This window comes from Pseudomonas sichuanensis (assembly GCF_024749065.1).
Taxonomy (GTDB): Bacteria; Pseudomonadota; Gammaproteobacteria; order Pseudomonadales; family Pseudomonadaceae; genus Aquipseudomonas; species Aquipseudomonas sichuanensis.
In genome coordinates this window covers 2,113,189-2,135,538 of sequence record NZ_CP087185.1, presented here as the reverse complement: position 1 = coordinate 2,135,538, position 22,350 = coordinate 2,113,189, and the positions used below count along the sequence as shown (strand labels likewise).

General features: G+C 64.1%; 21 protein-coding genes. 10 read left to right on the top strand and 11 right to left on the bottom strand.

The window, feature by feature from the left end; all coding sequences use genetic code 11:
- Positions 1–72: 72 nt before the first annotated feature.
- From acnD to LOY51_RS09970, 4 genes are all read right to left on the bottom strand, one after another.
- Positions 73–2,661 carry a Fe/S-dependent 2-methylisocitrate dehydratase AcnD gene (gene acnD / locus LOY51_RS09985; protein WP_125858139.1) on the bottom strand — a complete coding sequence of 863 codons (2,589 nt, stop codon included), beginning with the start codon at positions 2,659–2,661 and terminating at the stop codon, positions 73–75.
- 109 nt (positions 2,662–2,770) lie between these two features.
- Positions 2,771–3,898 (bottom strand): bifunctional 2-methylcitrate synthase/citrate synthase, encoded by a 1,128-nt coding sequence (gene prpC / locus LOY51_RS09980; RefSeq protein ID WP_125858138.1) that lies wholly within the window; start codon positions 3,896–3,898, stop codon positions 2,771–2,773.
- A gap of 168 nt (positions 3,899–4,066) precedes the next feature.
- Positions 4,067–4,957: a methylisocitrate lyase gene (gene prpB / locus LOY51_RS09975; RefSeq protein ID WP_258645997.1), complete on the bottom strand. Its 891-nt coding sequence runs from the start codon at positions 4,955–4,957 to the stop codon at positions 4,067–4,069.
- Entirely contained in the window at positions 4,954–5,670 is a 717-nt protein-coding gene (locus tag LOY51_RS09970) for a GntR family transcriptional regulator (RefSeq protein ID WP_125463491.1), read from the bottom strand. Before LOY51_RS09970 ends, prpB begins: the two co-directional genes overlap by 4 nt.
- A gap of 284 nt (positions 5,671–5,954) precedes the next feature.
- On the opposite strand from LOY51_RS09970, the gene rloA reads away from it, so the two are divergent.
- From rloA to LOY51_RS09945, 5 genes are all read left to right on the top strand, one after another.
- Positions 5,955–6,491, top strand: a complete 537-nt coding sequence (rloA, locus tag LOY51_RS09965) for a retropepsin-like aspartic peptidase RloA (RefSeq protein WP_125463490.1) — start codon at positions 5,955–5,957, stop codon at positions 6,489–6,491.
- A 5-nt stretch (positions 6,492–6,496) separates the two neighbouring features.
- The gene (gene rloB / locus LOY51_RS09960) at positions 6,497–8,032 is read left to right on the top strand and encodes an osmotic stress tolerance membrane protein RloB (RefSeq protein WP_125463489.1); all 1,536 of its coding nucleotides are present in this window, start codon (positions 6,497–6,499) and stop codon (positions 8,030–8,032) included.
- Complete coding sequence (locus tag LOY51_RS09955) at positions 8,032–9,012, top strand: alpha-L-glutamate ligase-like protein (RefSeq protein ID WP_125858136.1); 981 nt, start codon at positions 8,032–8,034, stop codon at positions 9,010–9,012. The genes rloB and LOY51_RS09955 overlap by 1 nt, the downstream gene beginning before the upstream one ends.
- A 183-nt stretch (positions 9,013–9,195) precedes the next feature.
- Positions 9,196–10,539, top strand: a complete 1,344-nt coding sequence (gene pabB, locus LOY51_RS09950) for an aminodeoxychorismate synthase component I (protein WP_258645994.1) — start codon at positions 9,196–9,198, stop codon at positions 10,537–10,539.
- A gap of 93 nt (positions 10,540–10,632) precedes the next feature.
- Positions 10,633–11,367 (top strand): phosphoadenylyl-sulfate reductase, encoded by a 735-nt coding sequence (locus tag LOY51_RS09945; RefSeq protein WP_110994204.1) that lies wholly within the window; start codon positions 10,633–10,635, stop codon positions 11,365–11,367.
- Positions 11,368–11,468: 101 nt separating this feature from the next.
- On the opposite strand, the gene cysB is transcribed toward LOY51_RS09945, so the two are convergent.
- The 3 genes from cysB to LOY51_RS09930 form a co-directional block, all read right to left on the bottom strand.
- Positions 11,469–12,443 (bottom strand): HTH-type transcriptional regulator CysB, encoded by a 975-nt coding sequence (cysB, locus tag LOY51_RS09940; protein ID WP_011533140.1) that lies wholly within the window; start codon positions 12,441–12,443, stop codon positions 11,469–11,471.
- 114 nt (positions 12,444–12,557) lie between these two features.
- Complete coding sequence (locus LOY51_RS09935; protein ID WP_125463485.1) at positions 12,558–13,067, bottom strand: universal stress protein; 510 nt, start codon at positions 13,065–13,067, stop codon at positions 12,558–12,560.
- A gap of 94 nt (positions 13,068–13,161) precedes the next feature.
- On the bottom strand, positions 13,162–14,109 hold the full coding sequence (locus LOY51_RS09930) for a putative 2-dehydropantoate 2-reductase (RefSeq protein ID WP_258645993.1): 948 nt from the start codon (positions 14,107–14,109) through the stop codon (positions 13,162–13,164).
- A 111-nt stretch (positions 14,110–14,220) separates the two neighbouring features.
- On the opposite strand from LOY51_RS09930, the gene LOY51_RS09925 reads away from it, so the two are divergent.
- Complete coding sequence (locus tag LOY51_RS09925) at positions 14,221–14,652, top strand: PilZ domain-containing protein (protein WP_125858132.1); 432 nt, start codon at positions 14,221–14,223, stop codon at positions 14,650–14,652.
- A gap of 160 nt (positions 14,653–14,812) precedes the next feature.
- Positions 14,813–15,889, top strand: coding sequence for a 3-deoxy-7-phosphoheptulonate synthase (locus LOY51_RS09920; RefSeq protein ID WP_125463482.1), 1,077 nt, complete (start codon positions 14,813–14,815; stop codon positions 15,887–15,889).
- 60 nt (positions 15,890–15,949) lie between these two features.
- Here the strand turns inward: LOY51_RS09920 and LOY51_RS09915 are convergent, their stop codons facing one another.
- Positions 15,950–16,231, bottom strand: a complete 282-nt coding sequence (locus LOY51_RS09915) for a GNAT family N-acetyltransferase (RefSeq protein ID WP_110994199.1) — start codon at positions 16,229–16,231, stop codon at positions 15,950–15,952.
- A 501-nt stretch (positions 16,232–16,732) separates the two neighbouring features.
- On the opposite strand from LOY51_RS09915, the gene oprI reads away from it, so the two are divergent.
- A complete protein-coding gene (gene oprI / locus LOY51_RS09910; protein WP_003259780.1) occupies positions 16,733–16,984 on the top strand; it encodes an outer membrane lipoprotei OprI in 252 nt (83 codons plus the stop codon).
- A 127-nt stretch (positions 16,985–17,111) separates the two neighbouring features.
- Here oprI and LOY51_RS09905 read toward each other — a convergent pair whose 3' ends face one another.
- The 3 genes from LOY51_RS09905 to LOY51_RS09895 form a co-directional block, all read right to left on the bottom strand.
- Complete coding sequence (locus tag LOY51_RS09905; protein ID WP_125858131.1) at positions 17,112–18,086, bottom strand: L,D-transpeptidase family protein; 975 nt, start codon at positions 18,084–18,086, stop codon at positions 17,112–17,114.
- 106 nt (positions 18,087–18,192) lie between these two features.
- Entirely contained in the window at positions 18,193–18,474 is a 282-nt protein-coding gene (locus LOY51_RS09900) for a hypothetical protein (protein ID WP_125463480.1), read from the bottom strand.
- Positions 18,475–18,532: 58 nt separating this feature from the next.
- Positions 18,533–19,138, bottom strand: a complete 606-nt coding sequence (locus tag LOY51_RS09895; protein ID WP_125463479.1) for an arylesterase — start codon at positions 19,136–19,138, stop codon at positions 18,533–18,535.
- A 10-nt stretch (positions 19,139–19,148) separates the two neighbouring features.
- Here LOY51_RS09895 and LOY51_RS09890 point away from each other — a divergent pair, with 10 nt between their 5' ends.
- Positions 19,149–19,832 carry an ABC transporter ATP-binding protein gene (locus LOY51_RS09890; RefSeq protein ID WP_258645990.1) on the top strand — a complete coding sequence of 228 codons (684 nt, stop codon included), beginning with the start codon at positions 19,149–19,151 and terminating at the stop codon, positions 19,830–19,832.
- A complete protein-coding gene (locus LOY51_RS09885) occupies positions 19,832–22,339 on the top strand; it encodes an ABC transporter permease (RefSeq protein ID WP_258645988.1) in 2,508 nt (835 codons plus the stop codon). The genes LOY51_RS09890 and LOY51_RS09885 overlap by 1 nt, the downstream gene beginning before the upstream one ends.
- Positions 22,340–22,350 lie beyond the last annotated feature (11 nt).

Here is a 22,350-nt window from a genome sequence, read left to right as displayed (position 1 = left end):
TCAAGCAATGATGTTGATCCTGCCGACGCATTCGCGGGTAAACCCGCTCCCACAGGGGCCATGCTGCTCCTGTTAGGCCGTGCCTTCCAGGAAGTCCTGGGCAAAGCGCTGCAGCACCCCGCCCGCCTCGTAGATCGACACTTCTTCGGCGGTATCCAGGCGGCAGGTCACCGGCACCTCGACACGCTCACCATTGCGCCGCGTGACCACCAGGGTCAGCGTGGCGCGTGGCTTGCGCTCACCGAGCACGTCATAGACCTCGCTACCATCGAGCCCCAGGGTCTTGCGGTCGGTGCCTGGCTTGAACTCCAACGGCAGCACACCCATGCCCACCAGGTTGGTGCGGTGGATACGCTCGAAGCCTTCGGCGACGATCGCCTCGACCCCCGCCAGGCGCACGCCCTTGGCCGCCCAGTCACGGGACGAACCCTGGCCGTAGTCGGCACCGGCGACGATGATCAACGGCTGCTTGCGCTGCATGTAGGTTTCGATGGCTTCCCACATACGGGTCACCTTGCCTTCCGGCTCGATGCGCGCCAGCGAACCCTGCTTCACGCTGCCGTCGTCCTTGCGCACCATCTCGTTGAATAGCTTGGGGTTGGCGAAGGTGGCGCGCTGGGCGGTCAGGTGGTCGCCACGGTGGGTGGCGTAGGAGTTGAAGTCTTCTTCCGGCAGGCCCATCTTCGCCAGGTACTCACCCGCGGCGCTGTCGAGCATGATGGCGTTGGACGGCGACAGGTGGTCGGTGGTGATGTTGTCCGGCAGCACCGCCAGCGGGCGCATGCCGCGCAGGGTGCGCTCACCGGCCAGGGCGCCTTCCCAGTAAGGCGGGCGGCGAATGTAGGTGCTCATCGGGCGCCAGTCGTACAGCGGCGCGACCTTCGGCCCCTTGTCCTCCTCGATGGTGAACATCGGGATGTACACCTGGCGGAACTGCTCCGGCTTGACCGAAGCACGTACTACGGCGTCGATTTCCTCGTCGCTCGGCCAGATGTCCTTCAGGCGGATTTCCTTGCCGTCCACCACGCCCAGCACATCCTTCTCGATATCGAAGCGGATGGTGCCGGCGATGGCATAGGCCACCACCAGCGGCGGCGAGGCGAGGAAAGCCTGCTTGGCGTACGGGTGGATACGCCCGTCGAAGTTGCGGTTGCCCGACAGCACGGCGGTGGCGTACAGGTCGCGGTCGATGATCTCCTGCTGGATCACCGGGTCCAGTGCACCGGACATGCCGTTGCAGGTGGTGCAGGCGAAGGCGACGACACCAAAGCCCAGCTGCTCCAGCTCCTGCTCGAGACCGGCCTCCTTGAGGTACAGCTGCACGGTCTTGGAGCCCGGCGCCAGCGACGACTTGACCCATGGTTTGCGGGCCAGGCCGAGCTTGTTGGCGTTGCGCGCCAGCAGGCCCGCGGCGATCACGTTGCGCGGGTTGCTGGTGTTGGTGCAGCTGGTGATGGCGGCGATGATCACCGCGCCGTCCGGCATCTGCCCTGGCACCTCCTGCCACTGCCCGGCAATGCCCTTGGCCGCCAGGTCGCTGGTGGCTACCCGGGCGTGCGGGTTGGACGGGCCGGCCATGTTGCGCACCACGCTCGACAGGTCGAAGCTCAGGGTGCGCTCGTACTCGGCCTTGGCCAGGCTGTCGGCCCACAGGCCGGCGGCCTTGGCGTAGGTTTCGACCAACTGCACCTGCTGCTCATCGCGGCCGGTGAGCTTGAGGTAGTCGATGGTCTGCTGGTCGATGGCGAACATCGCCGCGGTGGCGCCGTATTCCGGGGCCATGTTGGAGATGGTGGCACGGTCGCCCAGGGTCAGCGCGCTGGCACCCACACCATGGAACTCGAGGTAGGCACCCACCACCTTCTGCTTGCGCAGGAACTCGGTCAGCGCCAGCACCAGGTCGGTGGCAGTGATATTCGGCGCCAGGCGACCGGTCAGCTCGACGCCGACGATTTCCGGCAGGCGCATCCACGAGGCGCGGCCGAGCATCACGTTCTCGGCCTCCAGGCCACCTACGCCGATGGCGATCACGCCCAGGGCGTCGACGTGCGGGGTGTGGCTGTCGGTGCCGACGCAGGTGTCCGGGTAGGCCACGCCACGTTCGCTGTGGATCACCGGCGACATCTTCTCCAGGTTGATCTGGTGCATGATGCCGTTGCCCGGCTGGATCACGTCGACGTTCTTGAACGCCTTCTTGGTCCAGTTGATGAAGTGGAAGCGGTCTTCGTTGCGACGGTCTTCGATGGCGCGGTTCTTCTCGAAGGCCTGCGGGTCGAAGCCGCCGCACTCCACCGCCAGCGAGTGGTCGACGATCAGCTGTACCGGCACCACCGGGTTGACTGCGGCGGGGTCGCCGCCCTTGTCGGCGATGGCGTCGCGCAGGCCGGCCAGGTCCACCAGCGCGGTCTGGCCGAGGATGTCGTGGCACACCACGCGGGCCGGGAACCAGGGGAAGTCGAGGTCGCGCTTGCGTTCGATCAGCTGCTCGAGCGACGCATCGAGGGTGGCCGGATCGCAGCGGCGCACGAGGTTTTCGGCCAGTACGCGGGAGGTATACGGCAGGCCGTCGTAGGCACCTGGCTTGATTGCCTCGACCGCGGCGCGGGCGTCGTAGTAGTCCAGGGCGGTGCCTGGCAGGTTCTTGCGGAATGCGCTGTTCATATCGTTATCTGGCTCGGTCACGGTTTACCTGGGCAGACGGCGATCCCGTGGGAGCGGCGGTTCGCCGCTGCGACTTGCCCCGCTCCCACAAGAGCTCGTTACCTGCTTATCAACGCTGTTCGATCGGCACGAACTGGCGCTGCTCGACGCCGGTGTATTCGGCGCTCGGGCGGATGATGCGGTTATTGGCGCGCTGCTCGAACACGTGCGCGGCCCAGCCGGTCAGGCGCGAGCAGACGAAGATCGGGGTGAACAGCTTGGTCGGGATGCCCATGAAGTGGTACGCCGAGGCATGGTAGAAGTCGGCGTTGGGGAACAGGCGCTTCTGCTCCCACATGGTCTTGTCGATCGCTTCGGACACCGGGTACAGCACCGTGTCACCCACTTCGTCGGCCAACTGCTTCGACCAGCCCTTGATCACCTCATTGCGCGGGTCGGACTCTTTGTAGATGGCGTGGCCGAAGCCCATGATCTTGTCCTTGCGCTCGAGCATGCGCAGCAGCTCGGCGGTAGCTTCCTGCGGGCTCTGGAAGCGCTCGATCAGCTCCATTGCCGCTTCGTTGGCGCCACCGTGCAGCGGGCCACGCAGCGAGCCGATGGCGGCAGTGATGCAGGAATACAGGTCCGACAGGGTCGAGGCACAGACCCGGGCGGTGAAGGTCGAGGCGTTGAACTCGTGCTCGGCGTACAGGATCAGCGAGACGTTCATCACCTTGACGTGCAGCGCGCTTGGCTTCTTGCCGTGCAGCAGGTGCAGGAAGTGGCCGCCAATGGTGTCTTCGTCGCTGCTGCAGTCGATGCGCACACCGTGATGGGTGAAGCGGTACCAGTAGCACATCACTGCCGGGAACAGCGCCAGCAGGCGGTCGGTCTTGTCGTGCTGGGCGTCGAAGGTCAGCTCCGGCTCCAGGGTACCGAGCAGCGAGCAGCCGGTGCGCATCACGTCCATCGGGTGGGCGTCGCGCGGAATGCGTTCGAGCACTTCCTTGAGCGCCTGTGGCAGGTCGCGCAGGCCCTTGAGCTTGCGCTTGTAGTCGGCCAGTTCGGCTTTGCTCGGCAGCTCGCCGTACAGCAGCAGGTAGGCGACTTCCTCGAACTCGGCGCCGGCGGCCAGGTCGCGCACGTCATAGCCGCGGTAGGTCAGGCCGGCGCCGGCCTGGCCGACGGTCGACAGGGCGGTCTGCCCGGCCACCTGACCACGCAGGCCTGCGCCACTGAGTACTTTTGCTTCGGCCATGGTGTTTCTCCTTTCTTGAATTTGTTATCGAGGTCTTTCTGGCTAATCAGGTGTGGCGCTGAACCTGCGCTTTCGCGGGGCAAGCCCGCTCCTACAGGTACAGCGCCATGTCTGAAACGTGAGCCTCACCGTGGGAGCGGGCTTGCCCCGCGAGAGGCCCGCACAGGTTCAAGCCTTTTTCTGGGCGAACAACGCATCGAGGCTCTGCTCGAAGGCGTGGTAGCCGATGGCATCGTAGAGCTCCATGCGGGTCTGCATGGTGTCGACCACGTTCTTCTGCGTACCGTCGCGGCGCAGGGCGGTGTAGACGTTCTCGGCAGCCTTGTTCATGGCACGGAAGGCCGACAGCGGGTACAGCACCAGCGACACGTCCACCGAGGCCAGCTCTTCGGTGGTGTACAACGGCGTCGCGCCGAATTCGGTGATGTTGGCCAGGATCGGGGCTTTCACTCGGTCGGCGAAGGTCTTGTACATCGACAGTTCAGTGATGGCTTCCGGGAAGATCATGTCGGCGCCGGCCTCGATGCAGGCGGCGGCACGGTCCAGGGCGGCGTTCAGGCCTTCCACCGCCAGGGCGTCGGTACGCGCCATGATCACGAAGCTGTCATCGGTGCGCGCATCCACCGCGGCCTTGATGCGGTCGACCATCTCCTGCTGGGAGACGATCTCCTTGTTCGGGCGGTGGCCGCAGCGCTTGGCGCCGACCTGGTCTTCGATATGGATGGCGGCGGCGCCGAACTTGCTCATCGACTTGACGGTGCGGGCAACGTTGAAGGCCGAGGCACCGAAACCGGTGTCGACATCCACCAGCAGCGGCAGGTCGCACACGTCGGTGATGCGACGCACGTCGGTGAGCACATCGTCCAGGTTGCTGATGCCCAGGTCCGGCAGGCCCAGGGACCCGGCGGCGACACCGCCACCGGACAGGTAGATGGCCTTGAAGCCGGCGCGCTTGGCCAGCAGAGCGTGGTTGGCGTTGATGGTCCCGACCACCTGCAGCGGATGTTCGGCGGCAACCGCGTCACGGAAACGCTGACCGGGCGTGCTCTTCACTGTCATGACTCACCTCGTGGGCTATTGTTGTCGGCGCCTTGGTAGTGACGCTCGATATTGCGTTTGGACGCGCCAATGTGGCGACGCATCAGGAGTTCTGCGAGTTCGCCGTCGCGGGCTTCGATGGCGTCGAGAATGCGGTGGTGCTCGGCAAAGGCCTGGCGTGGCCGATTGGGCGTGGTCGAGAACTGCAGGCGGTACATGCGCACCAGTTGATAGAGCTCGCCGCAGAGCATCTTGTAGAGGGTCTGGTTGCCGCTGCCCTGGATGATCCGGTAGTGGAAGTCGTGATCGCCTTCCTGCTGGTAGTAGCCCTGCCCGGCCTGAAACGCGGCGTCGCGCTCATGGGTGTCGAGCACTTCGCGTAGTTCGTCGATCGCGGCCTGGCTCATGCGCTCGGCGGCCAGCCGGCAGGCCATGCCTTCGAGCGACTCGCGGATTTCGTAGAGTTCGATCAGCTCGGCATGCCCGAGCGACACCACCCGCGCACCGACGTGCGGCACCCGCACCAGCAGGCGTTGGCCCTCCAGCCGGTGAATCGCCTCGCGCAGCGGGCCGCGGCTGATGCCATAGGTGCGCGCCAGTTCTGGCTCGGAGATCTTGCTGCCGGGGGCGATTTCGCCTTTGACGATGGCCGCCTGGATGCGCCGGAAGACGTTTTCCGAGAGGGTCTCGGTCTCGTCCTGCAGGATTGGGGTGGCTTGGGCTGTGTCCAGCATGATTGTCGACACCTTCGCATTCAATGACGGCAAAACTAGCTAAACAGACCAGAAGAGTCAAAGACAAAAAGAACATTGTCGACAATTGTCTAATAACGAACTTACCGCACCGCGGTGGGGTCTGATCGCGGTGCGCTGGCGTCAACACATCGGCGTGATAGAATGCCGCGCTCCTTCGGGAGCATGGATACGCTGCCTGTCATCATTTCATGCTGATGGCAGGCCAATAGGGACGCTTGGCCAGTCGCCTTGCCCTGAACCCCGCACAGCACCGCGCCAGGATTATGAGACCCATACCCGCTTTATTGCTGCTCTGCCTGACTCTGCTGCCGGCCCTTGCGCCTGCGGCGGAGAAAACCGTCTATGGCCTGAACGAATACGCGCGCCTGGGCGACCTCGACCTGGAAGTGGCGGCCAAACTCGACACCGGCGCCAAGACCGCCTCGCTCAGCGCCCGCGACATCAAGCGTTTCAAGCGCAACGGCGAGAGCTGGGTGCGCTTCTACCTGGCAATCGACGCCGCCCACAAGCACCCCATCGAACGCCCCCTGGCCCGCGTCAGCAAGATCAAGCGCCGCGCCGGGGACTATGACGCCGAGTCCGGCAAGGCCTACACGGCCCGCCCGGTCATCGAGCTCGATATCTGCATGGGCCAGACCCAACGCACCATCGAGGTCAACCTCACCGACCGCAGCGCGTTCCAGTTCCCGCTGCTGATCGGTTCCGAGGCCCTCAAGCACCTCGATGCGCTGGTCGACCCAAGCCTTAAATACGCGGCCGGCAAACCTGCCTGTGCCACCGAAGTTACCAAAGCAGAGTAATTCCGATGCGCTCTCTTACCCTCCACCTGAAAGTCCTGATCACCGTCCTGGTGTTGTTGGGCGTTGCGGTCACGGCCTACCAGATCTTCTTCCTCGGCATCCCGGTGACCGAAGACGAGACCGACGACCTGTGGAACATCGACGCCAAGGTCGAATTCGTCGCCAGCACCAAGGACCCGGTCAAGGTGCAGATGTTCGTGCCCCCGCTCAACCGTGACTATGTCAGCCTCAACGAGAGCTTCATCTCCAACAACTACGGGGTGAGCGTCAACCGGGTCGATGGCAACCGCAAGGTGACCTGGTCGGCACGCCGCGCCAGCGGCAACCAGACGCTGTACTACCGCCTGGTACTGACCAAGCGCTACAGCGCCGAGAAGACCAAGATCAAAGGCCCGACCTTCCGTGACAGCCTGGCCATCGAAGGCCCTGAGAAGCTGGCCGCCGAGGCGCTGATGGCGCCGATCCGCCAGCACTCGGCCGACGTCGAGACCTTCGTCGGCGAGACCATCAAACGTGTCAACAATCTCAACGACGACAACGTCAAGCTGCTGCTGGCCGGCGACACCTCGACGATGAAAAAGGCGCAGATCATCGACCTGCTGCTGTCCATCGCCCATGTGCCGCTGGAGAAAGTGCACACCATCCGTCTGGTGGCCGATACCCCGCAAACCCCTGAACTGTGGCTGCGCAGCTTCAACGGCAACGACTGGCTTTACTTCAACCCGGACACCGGCGAACAGGGCCTGCCCAGCGACCGCCTGCTGTGGTGGACCGGTGACGACAACCTGATCACCGTCGATGGCGGCAAGAAGGCCAACGTCACCTTCAGCATGAACAATAGCGAGATGAACGCCATCCGCCTGGCCAAGCTGACCGACGAGAATACCGACGCCGACTTCCTCGAGTACTCGCTGTACGGCCTGCCGCTGCAGACCCAGCAGACCTTCATGATCATGGTGATGATCCCGATCGGTGTGCTGGTGATCCTGGTGCTGCGCAACCTGATCGGCATCCAGACCCTGGGCACCTTCACGCCGGTGCTGATCGCCCTGGCCTTCCGCGAAACACAGCTGGGCTTCGGCATCATGCTGTTCACGGTGATCACCGCCCTGGGCCTGTCGCTGCGCTCCTATCTTGAACACCTGAAGCTGCAGATGCTGCCGCGCCTGTCGGTGGTGCTGACCTTCGTCGTGGTGCTGATCGCCGCCATCAGCCTGTTCAGCCACAAGCTGGGCCTGGAGCGCGGCCTGTCGGTAGCGCTGTTCCCGATGGTGATCCTGACCATGACCATCGAGCGCCTGTCGATCACCTGGGAAGAGCGCGGCGGCGGCCATGCCATGAAAGTGGCCATCGGCACCCTGTTCGCCGCCTCCCTGGCGCACTTGCTGATGACCGTGCCGGAGCTGACCTACTTCGTCTTCACCTTCCCGGCGGTACTGCTGATCCTGGTGGGCTTCATGCTGGCGATGGGTCGCTACCGCGGCTACCGCCTGACCGAGCTCGTGCGTTTCAAGGCTTTCCTGAAGAAGGCTGACGCCTGATGTTCGGCCTGATCAAGACGTGGAAAGCCCTGGAGGCCCGGGGCATCATGGGTATCAACCGGCGTAACGCGGACTACGTACTCAAGTACAACAAGCGCAGCCTGTACCCGATCGTCGACGACAAGATCATCACCAAGGAGCGCGCGCTGGCGGCCGGCATCCATGTGCCGGAGATGTACGGCATCATCGAGACCGAGAAGCAGATCGAGAAGCTCCACGAGATCATCGGCGAGCGCACCGACTTCGTCATCAAGCCGGCGCAGGGTGCCGGCGGTGACGGTATCCTGGTGATCGCCGACCGCTTCGAGGAACGCTACCGCACGGTTTCCGGCAAGATCATCAGCCACGAAGAGATCGAGCATCAGATCTCCAGCATCCTCACCGGGCTGTACTCGTTGGGTGGGCACCGTGACCGCGCGCTGATCGAGTACCGGGTCACCCCGGACCAGATCTTCAAGAGCATCAGCTACGAGGGCGTGCCGGACATCCGCATCATCGTGCTGATGGGCTACCCGGTGATGGCCATGCTGCGTCTGCCCACCCGCCAGTCCGGCGGCAAGGCCAACCTGCACCAGGGCGCCATCGGCGTGGGCGTCGACCTGACCACGGGGATGACGCTGCGCGGCACCTGGCTGAACAAGATCATCAGCAAGCACCCGGACACCACCAACGCGGTTGACGGTGTGCAGCTGCCGAACTGGGACGGTTTCATGAAGCTTGCCGCCAGCTGCTACGAGCTGTGCGGCCTGGGCTACATCGGCGTGGACATGGTGCTGGACCAGGACAAGGGCCCGCTGATCCTCGAGCTCAACGCCCGCCCTGGCCTGAACATCCAGATCGCCAACGACTGCGGCCTCACCCAGCGCACCCATGCCATCGAGGCGCACATCGAGGCGTTGGCCAAGGAAGGCCGCACCGAGACCGCCGAAGAACGGGTAAAAGTGGCGCAAGGCCTGTTCGGGCACGTGCACACAGGTTGAACCGTGGGAGCGGGCTTGCCCCGCGCTAGCACAGCCAGGCAAGCCCCAATCGCGGGGCAAGCCCGCTCCCACGATGCCATCCAACGCCTCTGCACAACATGTGAATGTCGCCAGCAGTGCTAGGCGCATTTCCTACACAGGTCTACAATCGCCCTCCTCGCTTTTTCATCGCCGTCCATTCTGATGCCGACCTGTACACTCCATCCCCTGCCCTACCAGCCCGACCCCGCGCACTATTTCGCACGCCTGCGCGCAGCACCCGGCGCGATCTTGCTCGACAGCGCCCGCCCCAACGCCGAACGTGGGCGCTTCGACCTGCTCAGCGCCTGGCCGCTGGAGCAACTGCAAGCGCAAACGGCAGAGTCGGGCCAGATGTACCTGCAGCGGCTACGCAGTGCCTTGGCGGAACTGGGAACGGCGCAATTGCCCGAAGGCGTGGAACTGCCCTTCGCCGGCGGCCTGATCGGCTACCTGAGCTACGATTTCGGCCGCCGCCTGGAGCAACTGCCCACGCTTGCGATCGACGACCTGGGGCTGCTGGAAGCGCAGCTCGGCCTGTATGCCTGGGCACTGGTCAGCGACCATCATGCGCGCACCAGCCAACTGGTGTTTCACCCCAGCCTGCAAGCCGCTGAACGCCAGCGCCTGGTCCAGCTGTTCGAAGCACCCGACCAGGCCGACAGCGGCGAATTCAAGCTGCTCGCGCCCATGGCAGGTGACCTGTCACCTGGGCAATACCGCTCGGCCTTCGACAAGGTCCAGCAGTACATCCAGGCGGGCGACTGCTACCAGATCAACTTGACCCAACGCTTCCGCGCCCCCTGCCAGGGCGACCCGTGGCACGCCTACCAGGCCCTTCGCGCCGCCTGCCCGACACCGTTTTCCGGCTATCAGCAGCTGGACGCCGGCACGGCGCTGCTGAGCTTTTCTCCGGAGCGCTTCGTACGCGTCAGCCAGGGTGATGTCGAAACCCGCCCGATCAAGGGCACCCGGCCGCGCAACGCCGACCCGCTGGCAGATGCGCGCAACGCTGCCGAATTGCTGGCCAGCCCCAAGGATCGCTCAGAGAACCTGATGATCGTCGATCTGCTGCGCAACGATATCGGCCGCACCTGCCAGATCGGCTCGGTGAGGGTGCCGGAGCTGTTCAGCCTGGAGAGCTACCCCAATGTCCATCACCTGGTCAGCAGCGTCACCGGGCGCCTGGCACCCGGCAAGGACGCACTCGACCTGATTGGCGGCAGCTTCCCGGGCGGCTCGATCACCGGCGCGCCGAAAATCCGGGCGATGCAGATCATCGATGAGCTGGAGCCCGCCCGCCGGGCGCTGTATTGCGGCTCGCTGCTGTACATCGACGTGCGCGGCGAGATGGACAGTTCCATCGCCATTCGCAGCCTGCTGGTCAAGGACGGCCAGGTCAGTTGCTGGGGTGGCGGCGCGGTGGTGGCCGACTCCGACTGGCAGGCCGAGTACGAAGAGTCGATCGCCAAGGTGCGGGTGCTGATGGAGACCTTGCAGGGCCTGTAAAGCATCGCGGGGCGACAGGTCTACCCCGCCATTTTTTGTTACCATCCGCTTACTACGAGCGCACAGCGCCACTCACACGATGGAAACCGCCTGATGAGCCAACCCTTCGACGTCGCCGCCCTGGCCGCGACCTATGCCAGCAAGTCCCCGCAGGAGATCCTCAAGCTCGCCTTCGAACACTTCGGCGACGACCTGTGGATCTCGTTCAGCGGCGCCGAAGACGTGGTGCTGGTGGACATGGCCTGGAAACTGAACAAGCAGGTCAAGGTATTCAGCCTCGACACCGGGCGCCTGCACCCGGAAACCTACCGCTTCATCGACCAGGTGCGCGAGCACTACAACCTGCCGATCGAAATCCTCAGCCCGGACCGCGACAAGCTCGACCCCTTCGTCAAGCAAAAGGGCCTGTTCAGCTTCTACAAGGACGGCCACGGCGAATGCTGCGGTATCCGCAAGATCGAGCCGCTGCGCCGCAAGCTGGCCACGGTCAGCGCCTGGGCCACCGGCCAGCGCCGCGACCAGAGCCCGGGCACCCGCAGCCAGGTGGCAGCCCTGGAGATCGACGGCGCCTTCTCCACCCCGGAACGCACGCTGTACAAGTTCAACCCGCTGGCGCAGATGAGCAGCGAGGAAGTCTGGGGCTATATCCGCATGCTCGAGCTGCCGTACAACAGCCTGCATGAGCGCGGCTTCATCAGCATCGGCTGCGAGCCGTGCACCCGCCCCGTACTGCCCAACCAGCACGAGCGCGAAGGGCGTTGGTGGTGGGAAGAGTCGACGCAGAAAGAATGCGGGCTGCACGCAGGCAACCTGATCAGCAAGGCTTGAAAAGAGCGGCAAGTCTCAAGCTGCAAGCGACAAGAAAAAAGAGCAGACCGCGTACGGACTGCTCTTTCTTGTAGCTTGCAGCTTGAAGCTTCCGGCTGCTGTCAGTGCACTGGCAGCTCAACGCCCTCGAACAGCTCTTCGAGTTCCTGCTTGTTGTGGCACTGGATGGCCTTGGCCATGACTTCGCGGGTCAGGTGCGGGGCGAACTTCTCGATGAAGTCGCACATGAAGCCGCGCAGGAACGTGCCGCGGCGGAAGCCGATCTTGGTAATGCTGGCTTCGAACAGTTCGCTGGCATCCAGACACACCAGGTCGCTGTCGAGCTTGGGATCGACCGCCATCTTGGCCACGATACCTACGCCCAGACCCAGGCGCACGTATGTCTTGATCACGTCGGCGTCGGCGGCTGTGAACACCACTTTGGGCGTGAGGCCGCGGTGGTTGAAGGCTTCGTCGAGCTTGGAGCGGCCAGTGAAACCGAACACATAGGTAACGATCGGATACTCGGCCACCGCTTCCAGGGTGAGCTTCGGCAATTTGGTCAGCGGGTGCCCCTGAGGCACCACCACACAGCGGTTCCACTTGTAGCACGGCATCATGATCAGGTCGCCGAACAGCTCAAGCGCCTCAGTGGCTATGGCGAAATCGACGGTGCCGTCGGCAGCCATCTCGGCGATCTGCATCGGCGAGCCCTGGTGCATGTGCAGGGCAACTTCAGGGTACTGCTTGATGAAATTGCTGATCACCGGCGGCAGCGCATAACGCGCTTGCGTGTGGGTAGTGGCGATCGACAGGGTGCCCTTCTTCTCGTTGGAAAATTCCTGGGCGATCTGCTTGATGCTCTCGACCTTGCGCAGGATTTCGCCGGCGGTATTGATGATGCGTTCACCGGCCGGCGTGACACGGGTCAGGTGCTTGCCGCTGCGGGCGAAGACTTCGACACCCAACTCGTCCTCGAGCAGGCGGATCTGTTTGCTGATACCGGGCTGGGAGGTGTACAGGCTTTGCGCCGTCGCGGAAACGTTGAGGTCATGGTGCGCCACTTCCCAGATGTAGCGCAGTTGTTGAAGCTTCATAGATATCCCTCAAAGACGGTAGGCCACCGGCGCACTGGCAGCGACGAGTTATAACTATATTAGTGGCTTGGGAAATAAATCTAGAACTATTTTGTTACTTTTGCCCGAAACTACCTACTCTCTACCTTCCGTTTTCCTACGTCCAAGGTGCTGTGCCAGCGGCACCATGTACACGGGCACCGACGACAACTGCAGCAGGCGTACTGCCGTGCGACCAATCGGCACCCCAACGCCCGCCCCGGCGCTGTGGCTGCCAAAAATCAGCAGGTCGACACTCAGGCGATGCGCCTGTTCAAGGATGACCTGCGCCGGGTCACCCTGGCGTACCCGCACCGCCTTTATCAGGGCCAGGTCGGCCTCCTCGCCAAGCTCATCACGAAAATTCTCCAGCACCCGCTGCTCGATAGTAGCCATCACCGTGTTGACCCCTTCGCTGTGCAGCGCGTCCAGGGTTTGCTCATCGAGGTAACTCTGTAGCAGGGATTCGGCAAACTGGCCCATGGGCTCGACTGCGTGGATCACGTACAGCTCTGCGTTGAAGGTGCGCGCCAGGGCCAGGGCGTGCTGCATGACGAAAGGTGCGTACACACCGAGGTCGGTGGCGTACAGCATGGTGCGGATCATTCGGCCTCCTCGACTGCCGCTACGGCAGAGCAAGGTTGAGCTTAGCAGCGCCACCGGGCGCCGCTTTGCCGTCCGGCGCGGGCCGCAGGGGTGCTCAAGCTAGCCGGTTGCGTCGGTCGATGAAGGCCAGCGCCTGATGCAATGCCTCGATCCGCGGCAGTCGGCAACCGGCGGCATGCGCCCTTGCCAGCGGCTCGGCATAGATAGCCTGCAACTCCAGCGGCCGCTGTGCGGCGTGGTCGTGATACATGCTCGGCCAGTAGTCCGGCATCTGCTCGGTGACCCGGAACAGGTGCTCGGCGTAGCCGTCCGGCAACACCTGCCCGCACGCCCGAGCACCTTCGACCACTTCGGCCATCAAGGCCTGGATCAACACCCGACTGTCAGGATCGCTCATCAGCGGTGTGGTGCTGGCCTTGAGCAGCACCGAGAGACCGTTGTACGGCACGTTCCACACCAGCTTCTGCCAGCGCGCCTGGTTGAGGTCGAGCATGGCCTGCGAGTCGATCCCGGCTGCGCGGAACAGCTCGGCACCCTCTTCCACCACCGCCAACCCGGCATCTTGCGCCGGCCCACTGTGGTAGCCGAGATTGACCGCACCCAGAGCCTGATGACGGATTACCCCTGGGCGTTCGCGATTCACGCAGATGAAGCACAGGCCGCCTAGCAAGTGCATGTCCGGGCGCAGTGCCGGGCGCAGCTGCTCTTCCACCCCCAGGCCGTTCTGCAGCAATACCACCTTGGCGCCGGGCGCCGCCGCCTGCACGATCGACGGCGCCAGCTCAGCATTGCTGGTGGCCTTGGCGCCCACCAGCAGCCAATCGCACGGCGGCATGTCGGCAGCACTGGCGTAGGCCTGGACCTGCTGATGCAACTGGCCGTGCAGCGCGCTGTCAAGTGTCAGCCCGTGCTCGCGCACCGTGGCGTACTCGCTGCGCAGCAAGAAATGCACATCGAAGCCGGCACGGGCCAGCATCAGGCCATAAAAGCCACCAATGGCCCCGCTGCCAATGATGCCGATGCGAGTATTGCGAAGCTGCATGCCTGCTCTCCTTCGTGTGTGTTCGTCGGTTTTTAGCACGTAAATCAGCCGGTTTTCGATCCCTCACTATACTGGGGCAAAGAAGGTCAAATAATCGACACGGAGTCGAGCATGTGCGGATACCTGCCTCATCCGGATGACATCCCGGTCGAACTCACCCTTCGCCCCACATCCAGCCTGTTTCGTCGCCACCTCTACACTCAGGGCCTCGGCGGCATCGCCTGCAACCAGCCACGCGCTTACCGTCGCGGCACCGCCGTCGAGGTGCTGATCCCGTCACTGGGACTGGATGCACATTACCCCGGCTATGTCGCCTGGTGCCAACGGCTTGATCAGGGCTATCGAGTGGGCGTGGCCTTCACCGACAGCCAGGCGCTGTTCGGTGCACGCATGGGCGAGCAGGCCTGCCAGATCCAGCACTATTGCCTGGAGCACGCCCAGGCCGACCTTGACAGCAGCGCGGCGCAACAATTGGCCGCGCAGTGGATCAGCCTGCATGCCGAGGCCTTTTCCGAGGCCAGCCTGGGCGCCACATCCCCCTGAATCACCGTTCCACCCGCAAAAACCCAGTATCGACGGGCCCCAGCCCATTGTCCCGCCCCCGCTAACGCGTTAAGGTTCGGCCTCCCCGCTGCGAACAATCTGCTGCTGGGCCGCACGGGGATTGCTGGCGGCCGGCACCCGTGACCTGACGAGTAACACGATGGCTGATTTACCGATCGATGACTTGAACGTTGCCTCCAACGAGACCTTGATCACCCCTGATCAGCTCAAGAAGGAAATCCCTCTCAGCGCCAAAGCCCTGCAGACCGTGACTGCCGGCCGCGAAGTGGTGCGCAATATCCTCGACGGCAAGGACCACCGCCTGTTCGTAGTGGTAGGCCCGTGCTCCATCCATGACATCAAGGCTGCCCATGAATATGCCGAGCGCCTGAAAGTACTGGCCGAGGAAGTCTCGGACACCCTGTACCTGGTGATGCGCGTGTACTTCGAGAAGCCGCGCACCACCGTAGGCTGGAAAGGCCTGATCAACGACCCGTACCTGGACGACTCGTTCAAGATCCAGGACGGCCTGCACATCGGCCGCAAGCTGCTGCTCGATCTCGCCGAAATGGGCCTGCCCACCGCCACCGAAGCACTGGACCCGATCTCCCCGCAGTACCTGCAGGACCTGATCAGCTGGTCGGCTATCGGCGCACGCACCACCGAATCGCAGACTCACCGCGAAATGGCTTCGGGCCTGTCTTCGGCGGTCGGCTTCAAGAACGGCACCGACGGCGGCCTGACCGTGGCGATCAACGCCTTGCAGTCGGTCTCCAAGCCGCACCGCTTCCTGGGGATCAACCAGGAGGGTGGCGTGTCGATCGTCACCACCAAAGGCAACGCCTATGGCCACGTGGTACTGCGCGGCGGCAACGGCAAGCCCAACTACGATTCGGTCAGCGTCGCCCTGTGCGAGCAGGACCTGGCCAAGGCGAAGATCAAGGCCAACATCATGGTCGACTGCAGCCACGCCAACTCCAACAAGGACCCGGCCCTGCAGCCGCTGGTCATGGAGAACGTGGCCAACCAGATCCTCGAAGGCAACCAGTCGATCATCGGCCTGATGGTCGAGAGCCACCTGAACTGGGGCTGCCAGGCTATTCCGAAGAACCTGGACGAGCTGCAGTATGGCGTTTCCGTGACCGACGCCTGCATTGACTGGGCGGCTACCGAAAAAACCCTGCGCAGCATGCACGCCAAGCTCAAGGATGTGCTGCCGCAGCGCCAGCGCGGCTAAACCTTGCGCACATGAAAACGCCGGGCAATGCCCGGCGTTTTCATGTGTACGGTGAGGTTTTCAGGCCTTGCTCGAGTGACGCTGCTGACGCTCCATGTAACGCTCGACGTACGAACAGGACGGGATGACGGTGTAACCCATCTGCTCGGCGTACTCCAGTGCCTTTTCGGTCAAGGCGGCGGCGATGCCGCGCCCGCGCAGGGCGTTGGGCACGAAGGTGCGGTAGATGTCCAGCGTCTGCTTGCCCAGGTCCATGTACGTGAGGTACGCCCGGTGACCGTCCACATTGGTCTCGAATTGATGACCCGCCTGGTCATGGTGGATGGTCAGCGTCTCGCTCATCACTACTCCTCGCAGGTCTTGTCGGCAGACCCATACCTTACCGATGTGTTTGTTTCCGGCGGGGAACCTCTGCGCCACCTCTGGCCTCTTGGACAGTTGCACGACCTTGATCGTTCTGACCCTGGGCACCTACAAATAGTAGGCGGCACATGCGGGGTTGCTCAAGCGGCCGGACTGAAAATCCAACAGCGCGGTTTTGCCACAATGGCCTGGTAGCATGATACGCGCCGAATGCTCTTTGGGCTAAGACGCTCACCGACAGTTGAAGTCACCCTTAGTTCAACAAAAAAGTTCCCGCCCTACAATCGCTTGCGTGCGTCTCACACAATTTTCACAGATGGCCTGCAGAACCCGTCACTGCTGCCCGCTCGCGACATTTTTTTTGCAGTTCTTGCGCTCTGTCAGTTTACTTACTACAAGTAATGGGTACTATGTACGCCGGCCAGTTTCTCTTTTCCGAGAGATGGCTATTTAAATAGAAAGTCCTTGAAGGGGAACACGATGAACAACGTTCTGAAATTCTCTGCTCTGGCCCTGGCCGCAGTTCTGGCTACCGGTTGCAGCAGCGTCTCCAAAGAAACTGAAGCTCGCCTGACCGCTACCGAAGACGCAGCAGCTCGCGCCCAGGCTCGTGCAGACGAAGCCTACCGCAAAGCTGACGACGCTCTGGCAGCTGCTCAGAAGGCTCAGCAAACCGCTGACGAAGCCAACGAGCGCGCTCTGCGTATGCTGGACAAAGCCAGCCGCAAGTAATAATCCTCACGGATTGTTAAGAAGCCGACCCACTTGTGGGTCGGCTTTTTTATTGCCTGATGAAAGGCACTGCGCACAAACGAAAAGGCCTGCACTAAGGCAGGCCTCTACACGAGTCGCGAATGGCTTACTGCAGTTCGGCTGGAATGCTCGAGACCACCGGTGCGGCACCACCATTGACCGGTACGGCGATTTCAACCGGCATGCCATCTTCGGCGGCAACCACATCACGCACCATGTCCCAGTTCATGCGCAAGTTGTTGGCCAGGTCCTCACGCTTGAGCAGCGCATTGATGACTGCAGTGTGCTTGTCGACCACCGACGGGTTGCCTTGGTCATCCAGCGGCGTGTGCGCCTCGAGATAGACTTTGCCGCCACTGACGCCGAACTTGTAAGGCTCGTTGATGATGCGAACCGACGTGTTTACCGGGACCATCTTCGACAGTGTCAACACGTTGTTATTGAGCATGCGGAAGCAACCGTGACTGGTGCGCATGCCAATACCGAACTTCTTGTTCGAACCGTGGATCAGGTAGCCCGGCACGCCCAAGGTGAACTTGAACGGCCCCAGCGGGTTGTCCGGGCCGGCCGGGACCACTGCGGGCAGGATATCGCCATCGGCAGCGTGCTCCTTGCGAATGGAGGCAGGTGGCGTCCAGGTCGGATTAGGAGTCTTGGCGGTGATGCGGGTATTGGCAATCGGCGAACCCCAACCTTCGCGGCCGATACCCAGCGGGAAGGTGTGCACCACGTTTTGCCCTTTCGGGTAGTAGTAGAGGCGGTACTCGGCGAGGTTGATGACAATGCCTTCACGCGGCCCGGGCGGCAGGATGTAGCGCGTGGGCAGGATGATCTCGGTACCGGCGCCCGGCAACCAGGGGTCGACGCCCGGGTTGGCGGCGATCATTTCGAGGTAGCCCAGGTCGTTGGCAGTACCGATGTCGGCGAAGGTGTCTTCGTACTTGGCCTTGATCACCCGAACCTGGCCGACGACGTCTTCACCAGGAGGGGGCAACGGCAGTTCCAACGCAACGGCGGGGCCGGCTACCAGCAGGGCGGCCAGGGACAGGCTACGGGTGACGGCGGGAAAGCGCGGCAACATCCGGTAAATCCTTCGAAAGGTCAGTCAAGGGAGTCGATTGTACACCTGTGCACCGGCCAGCGGGAGGCACTGGCGGCGGGCAAGCGTTTCAGATGATGAAAGGTGCTCAGAGTTCCGGCCAGACCGGACGCATGCCGTGGCGCTGGGCATCAAGGATGGCCTTGCACAGCGCGCACAGGCGCTCGTCGCGGTAGATGGCGCGTTCCACCACCGACCAGCGTGGTTGCGCCGGCAACAATCCGCCGCACAGGGTACGGTCGGCCGGCACACCCAGCTCCAGCTGGCGGGCCGCCAGGTGCACGCGGATCTCCTGGCAGGCGAACAGGTCGAGCTGCTCGTCAGGCTCGATCAGTTGATAGGCGTACAGGGACCAGGCGGGGCGGGGCATCGGGGACACTCGAATCGGGGGGCGCAACATTAGCCGAAAGCGGCCCCCGATAAAAGCGTCACAGCAAGGGTTTTATCGTCGGCCAGGCATTTTCCAGCAACCGCTGCTGGGCCCCCTGGGCGGGATGAATACCATCGGCCTGCATCATCTCAGGCACCCCACCGATACCCTCGAGGAAGAACGGTACCAGCGCCACGTTTTTCTCGCCGGCCAGTTTCTCGTACACCTGGGCGAAGGCCGTCGTGTAGCGCACGCCATAATTGGGCGGCAGGCGCATGCCCAGCAATACGACCTTTGCACCCGCCTCACGGGCATCATCGATCATCGAGGCAAGATTTTGTTGCAATTGCTGGGGAGGCTGCCCGCGCAGGCCGTCATTACCCCCCAGCTCCAGCACCACCAGCCCCGGCTTGTGCGCTGCAAGCAGCGCCGGCAGCCGCGCCTGGCCACCGGCACTGGTGTCGCCGCTGATCGAAGCATTGACCACCTGATCGTCAAAACCCTCGTGCTGCAGACGCTGCTGCAGGAGTGCGACCCACCCCTGGCGGGTATCCAGGCCAAAACCGGCGCTGATACTATCGCCGACGACCAGCACCGTTCCCGCCACCGCGCCCTGGGCCAGGCAACACAGGGCCAGGCCGGCACTCAACCACCACATTCGCATCGGATTCTCCATGGGCCCCAGCATTCTCGTTGCGCAGAACCTTAGCAAAGTGGTCCCCAGCGCGGAAGGCGACCTGACCATCCTCCACGCACTCTCCCTCGACCTTGCCCAAGGCGACAGCCTGGCCATCGTCGGCGCTTCCGGCTCCGGCAAATCCACCCTCCTCGGCCTGCTCGCCGGGCTCGATCGCCCCAGCGCCGGCAAGGTCATCCTGGCCGGCCACGACCTCGGCCCGCTCGATGAAGACCAGCGCGCCCGGGTACGCGCCGAACAGGTCGGCTTTGTCTTTCAGTCATTCCAGTTGCTCGACAGCCTCAATGCCCTGGAGAACGTGATGCTGCCGCTGGAGCTCGATGGCCGTCGCGATGCCCGCGAGCACGCCCGCAGCCTGCTCGAGCGGGTCGGCCTGGGCAAACGCTTGAGCCACACCCCACGCCAGCTTTCCGGCGGCGAACAGCAACGGGTGGCGATCGCCCGCGCGTTCGCCGCGCAACCTGCGGTGCTGTTTGCCGATGAACCCACCGGCAACCTCGACAGCCACACCGGCGAGCGCATCAGCGACCTGCTGTTCGAACTGAACCAGGAGCGCGGCACCACGCTGGTACTGGTCACCCACGACGAGCGGCTGGCCAGCCGCTGCCGCCGCCTGATCCGCCTGGATGCCGGCCGCTTGGTCGCGCCCCTGGAGCCCTGATGACCCGCCTGCCCTTGCTGCGCCTATGTGCGCTCTCGCTGCGCCAGTTGCTACGCGATGCCCGCGCCAGCGAAGTGCGCGTGCTGTTCTTCGCCTTGCTGGTGGCAGTGGCGGCGAGTACCGCCATCGGCTACTTCGGCAGCCGCCTCAATGGCGCGATGCAGTTGCGAGCCAGTGAATTCCTCGGCGCCGACCTGGTGCTGCAAGGCAGCGCGCCGGCAACGGCTCAGCAAATAGCCGATGGCACCGTACTGGGCCTGCGCCACGCCCAGGTGGTGGAGTTCACCAGCGTGGTCGGCGGCGACAACGGCATTCAGCTGTCGAGCATCAAGGCCGCCGACGCCGCCTACCCCTTGCGCGGCCAGTTGCGCAGCGCCGCCGCACCCTATGCCACAGAAACGCCCGGTGGTGGCCCGGCACCCGGCGAAGCCTGGGTCGAGCCACGCCTGCTGGCGGCGCTCGGGCTGTCGGTGGGCGACAGCATCGATGTGGGCATGAAGACCCTGCGCATGAGCCGCGTACTGACCTACGAGCCAGACCGCGCCAACAACTTCTATAGCCTCACCCCGCGGGTGCTGATGAACCTTGCCGACCTCGAGGCCACCGGAGTGATCCAGCCTGGCAGCCGGGTCAGCTACCGGGAGCTGTGGCGAGGCGACATCGATGCCCTGGCCCAGTACCGCAAAACCGCCGAAGCCAGCCTGGCAGCCAATCAGCGCCTGCTCGACACCCGTGATGGCAACCGTCAGATCGGCGGGGCGCTGGGCAAGGCCGAGCGCTACCTGAACATGGCCAGCCTGGTGGCCGTGCTGCTGGCCGGTGTCGCCGTGGCCCTGTCGGCCAGCCGTTACGCCGCCCGGCGCCTGGACGCCAGCGCATTGCTGCGCTGCCTCGGTCTGTCGCGGCACCAGGCACTGGGGCTGTACAGCCTGCAGCTGGCCATGCTCGGCACAGTCGCGGCCCTCGGCGGCGCCCTGCTCGGCTGGCTCGCCCAACTGGGCCTGTTCCGCCTGCTCGAAGGCCTGCTGCCCAGCCAACTGCCCCCCGGCGGCCTCGCGCCCGCGCTGGCCGGGATCGGCACCGGGCTGGTGGCGCTGGCCGGTTTCGCCCTGCCACCACTGGCCGCCCTCGGCCGCGTGCCGCCCTTGCGGGTGCTGCGCCGCGACCTGCTGCCCACGCCAACCAGTAGCTGGCTGGTGTATGGCGCAGCCCTGCTCGCCCTGGGCCTGATCATGTGGCGCCTGAGCCTCGACCTGCTGCTCACCTTCGCCCTGCTGGGGGGCGGTTTGATCGCCGCACTGCTGCTCGGCGGCCTGCTGCTGCTCGGTTTGCGCAGCCTGCGCCAGCTCTTGGCCGGTGCGCCGCTGGCCTGGCGCCTGGGGCTGGGCCAGCTGTTGCGTCATCCACTGGCAGCTGCCGGCCAGGCCCTGGCCTTCGGCCTGATCCTGCTGGCCATGGGCCTGGTGGCGCTGCTGCGCGCGGAGCTGCTCGACAACTGGCAGGCACAACTGCCCAAGGATGCCCCCAACCATTTCGCCCTGAACATCCTGCCTGATGAACGCCAGCCATTCATTGAGCGTCTGGCGCAGATCAACGCGACCTCCGCACCGCTGTATCCGGTAATCCCCGGCCGCCTCACCCACATCAACGAGCAGCCGGTACGCCAGTTGGTGAGCAAGGAGTCCACCGGCGAGCGGGCGATCCAGCGCGACCTCAGCCTGACATGGGCTGCCGAGCTGCCGCAGGGCAACGCGCTGAGCGCCGGCAACTGGTGGCAACAGGCGCCGCAAGACGCTGCCATACCTGGCGTTTCGGTAGAGGCGGAGCTGGCGCAGAGCCTCAACCTGCAACTGGGCGACCTGCTGACCTTCGACATCGGTGGCCAGCAGCGTCAGGCCAGGGTCAGCAGCCTGCGCACGGTGCACTGGGACAGTTTTCAGCCCAACTTCTACATGATCTTCCAGCCCGGGACACTGCAGGGCTTGCCCGCCACTTACCTGACCAGCTTCTACCTTGCCCCAGGCCATGATCAGGAAATCGTCGCGCTGTCACGGGCATTCCCGGCAGCGACCATCCTCCAGGTCGACGCCCTGCTCGGCCAGCTGCGCAGCATCCTCGCCCAGGTGACGCTGGCGGTGGAGTATGTGCTGTTGTTCGTGCTGGCAGCGGGGCTGGCGGTGCTGTTCGCAGGCCTGCAGGCAACCCTCGACGAACGCATCCGCCAGGGCGCCCTGCTACGCGCCCTGGGGGCGGCAAGACCGCTGCTGGTCAAGGCCCGGCGTATCGAGTTCGGATTGCTGGGTGCCGTCAGCGGCCTGCTCGCCGCAGTGGGTTGCGAGCTGATCACCTGGGCGCTGTACCGCTATGCCTTCGATCTGCACTGGGCGCCGCACCTTTGGCTGCTGGGGCTGCCACTGGCAGGCGCGGTGCTGGTGGGGGGCGCCGGGGTGATCGGCACGCGGCGTGCGCTCAACGCCAGCCCGCTGGCGGTACTGCGGGAAGGCTGAATGCTCTGAGG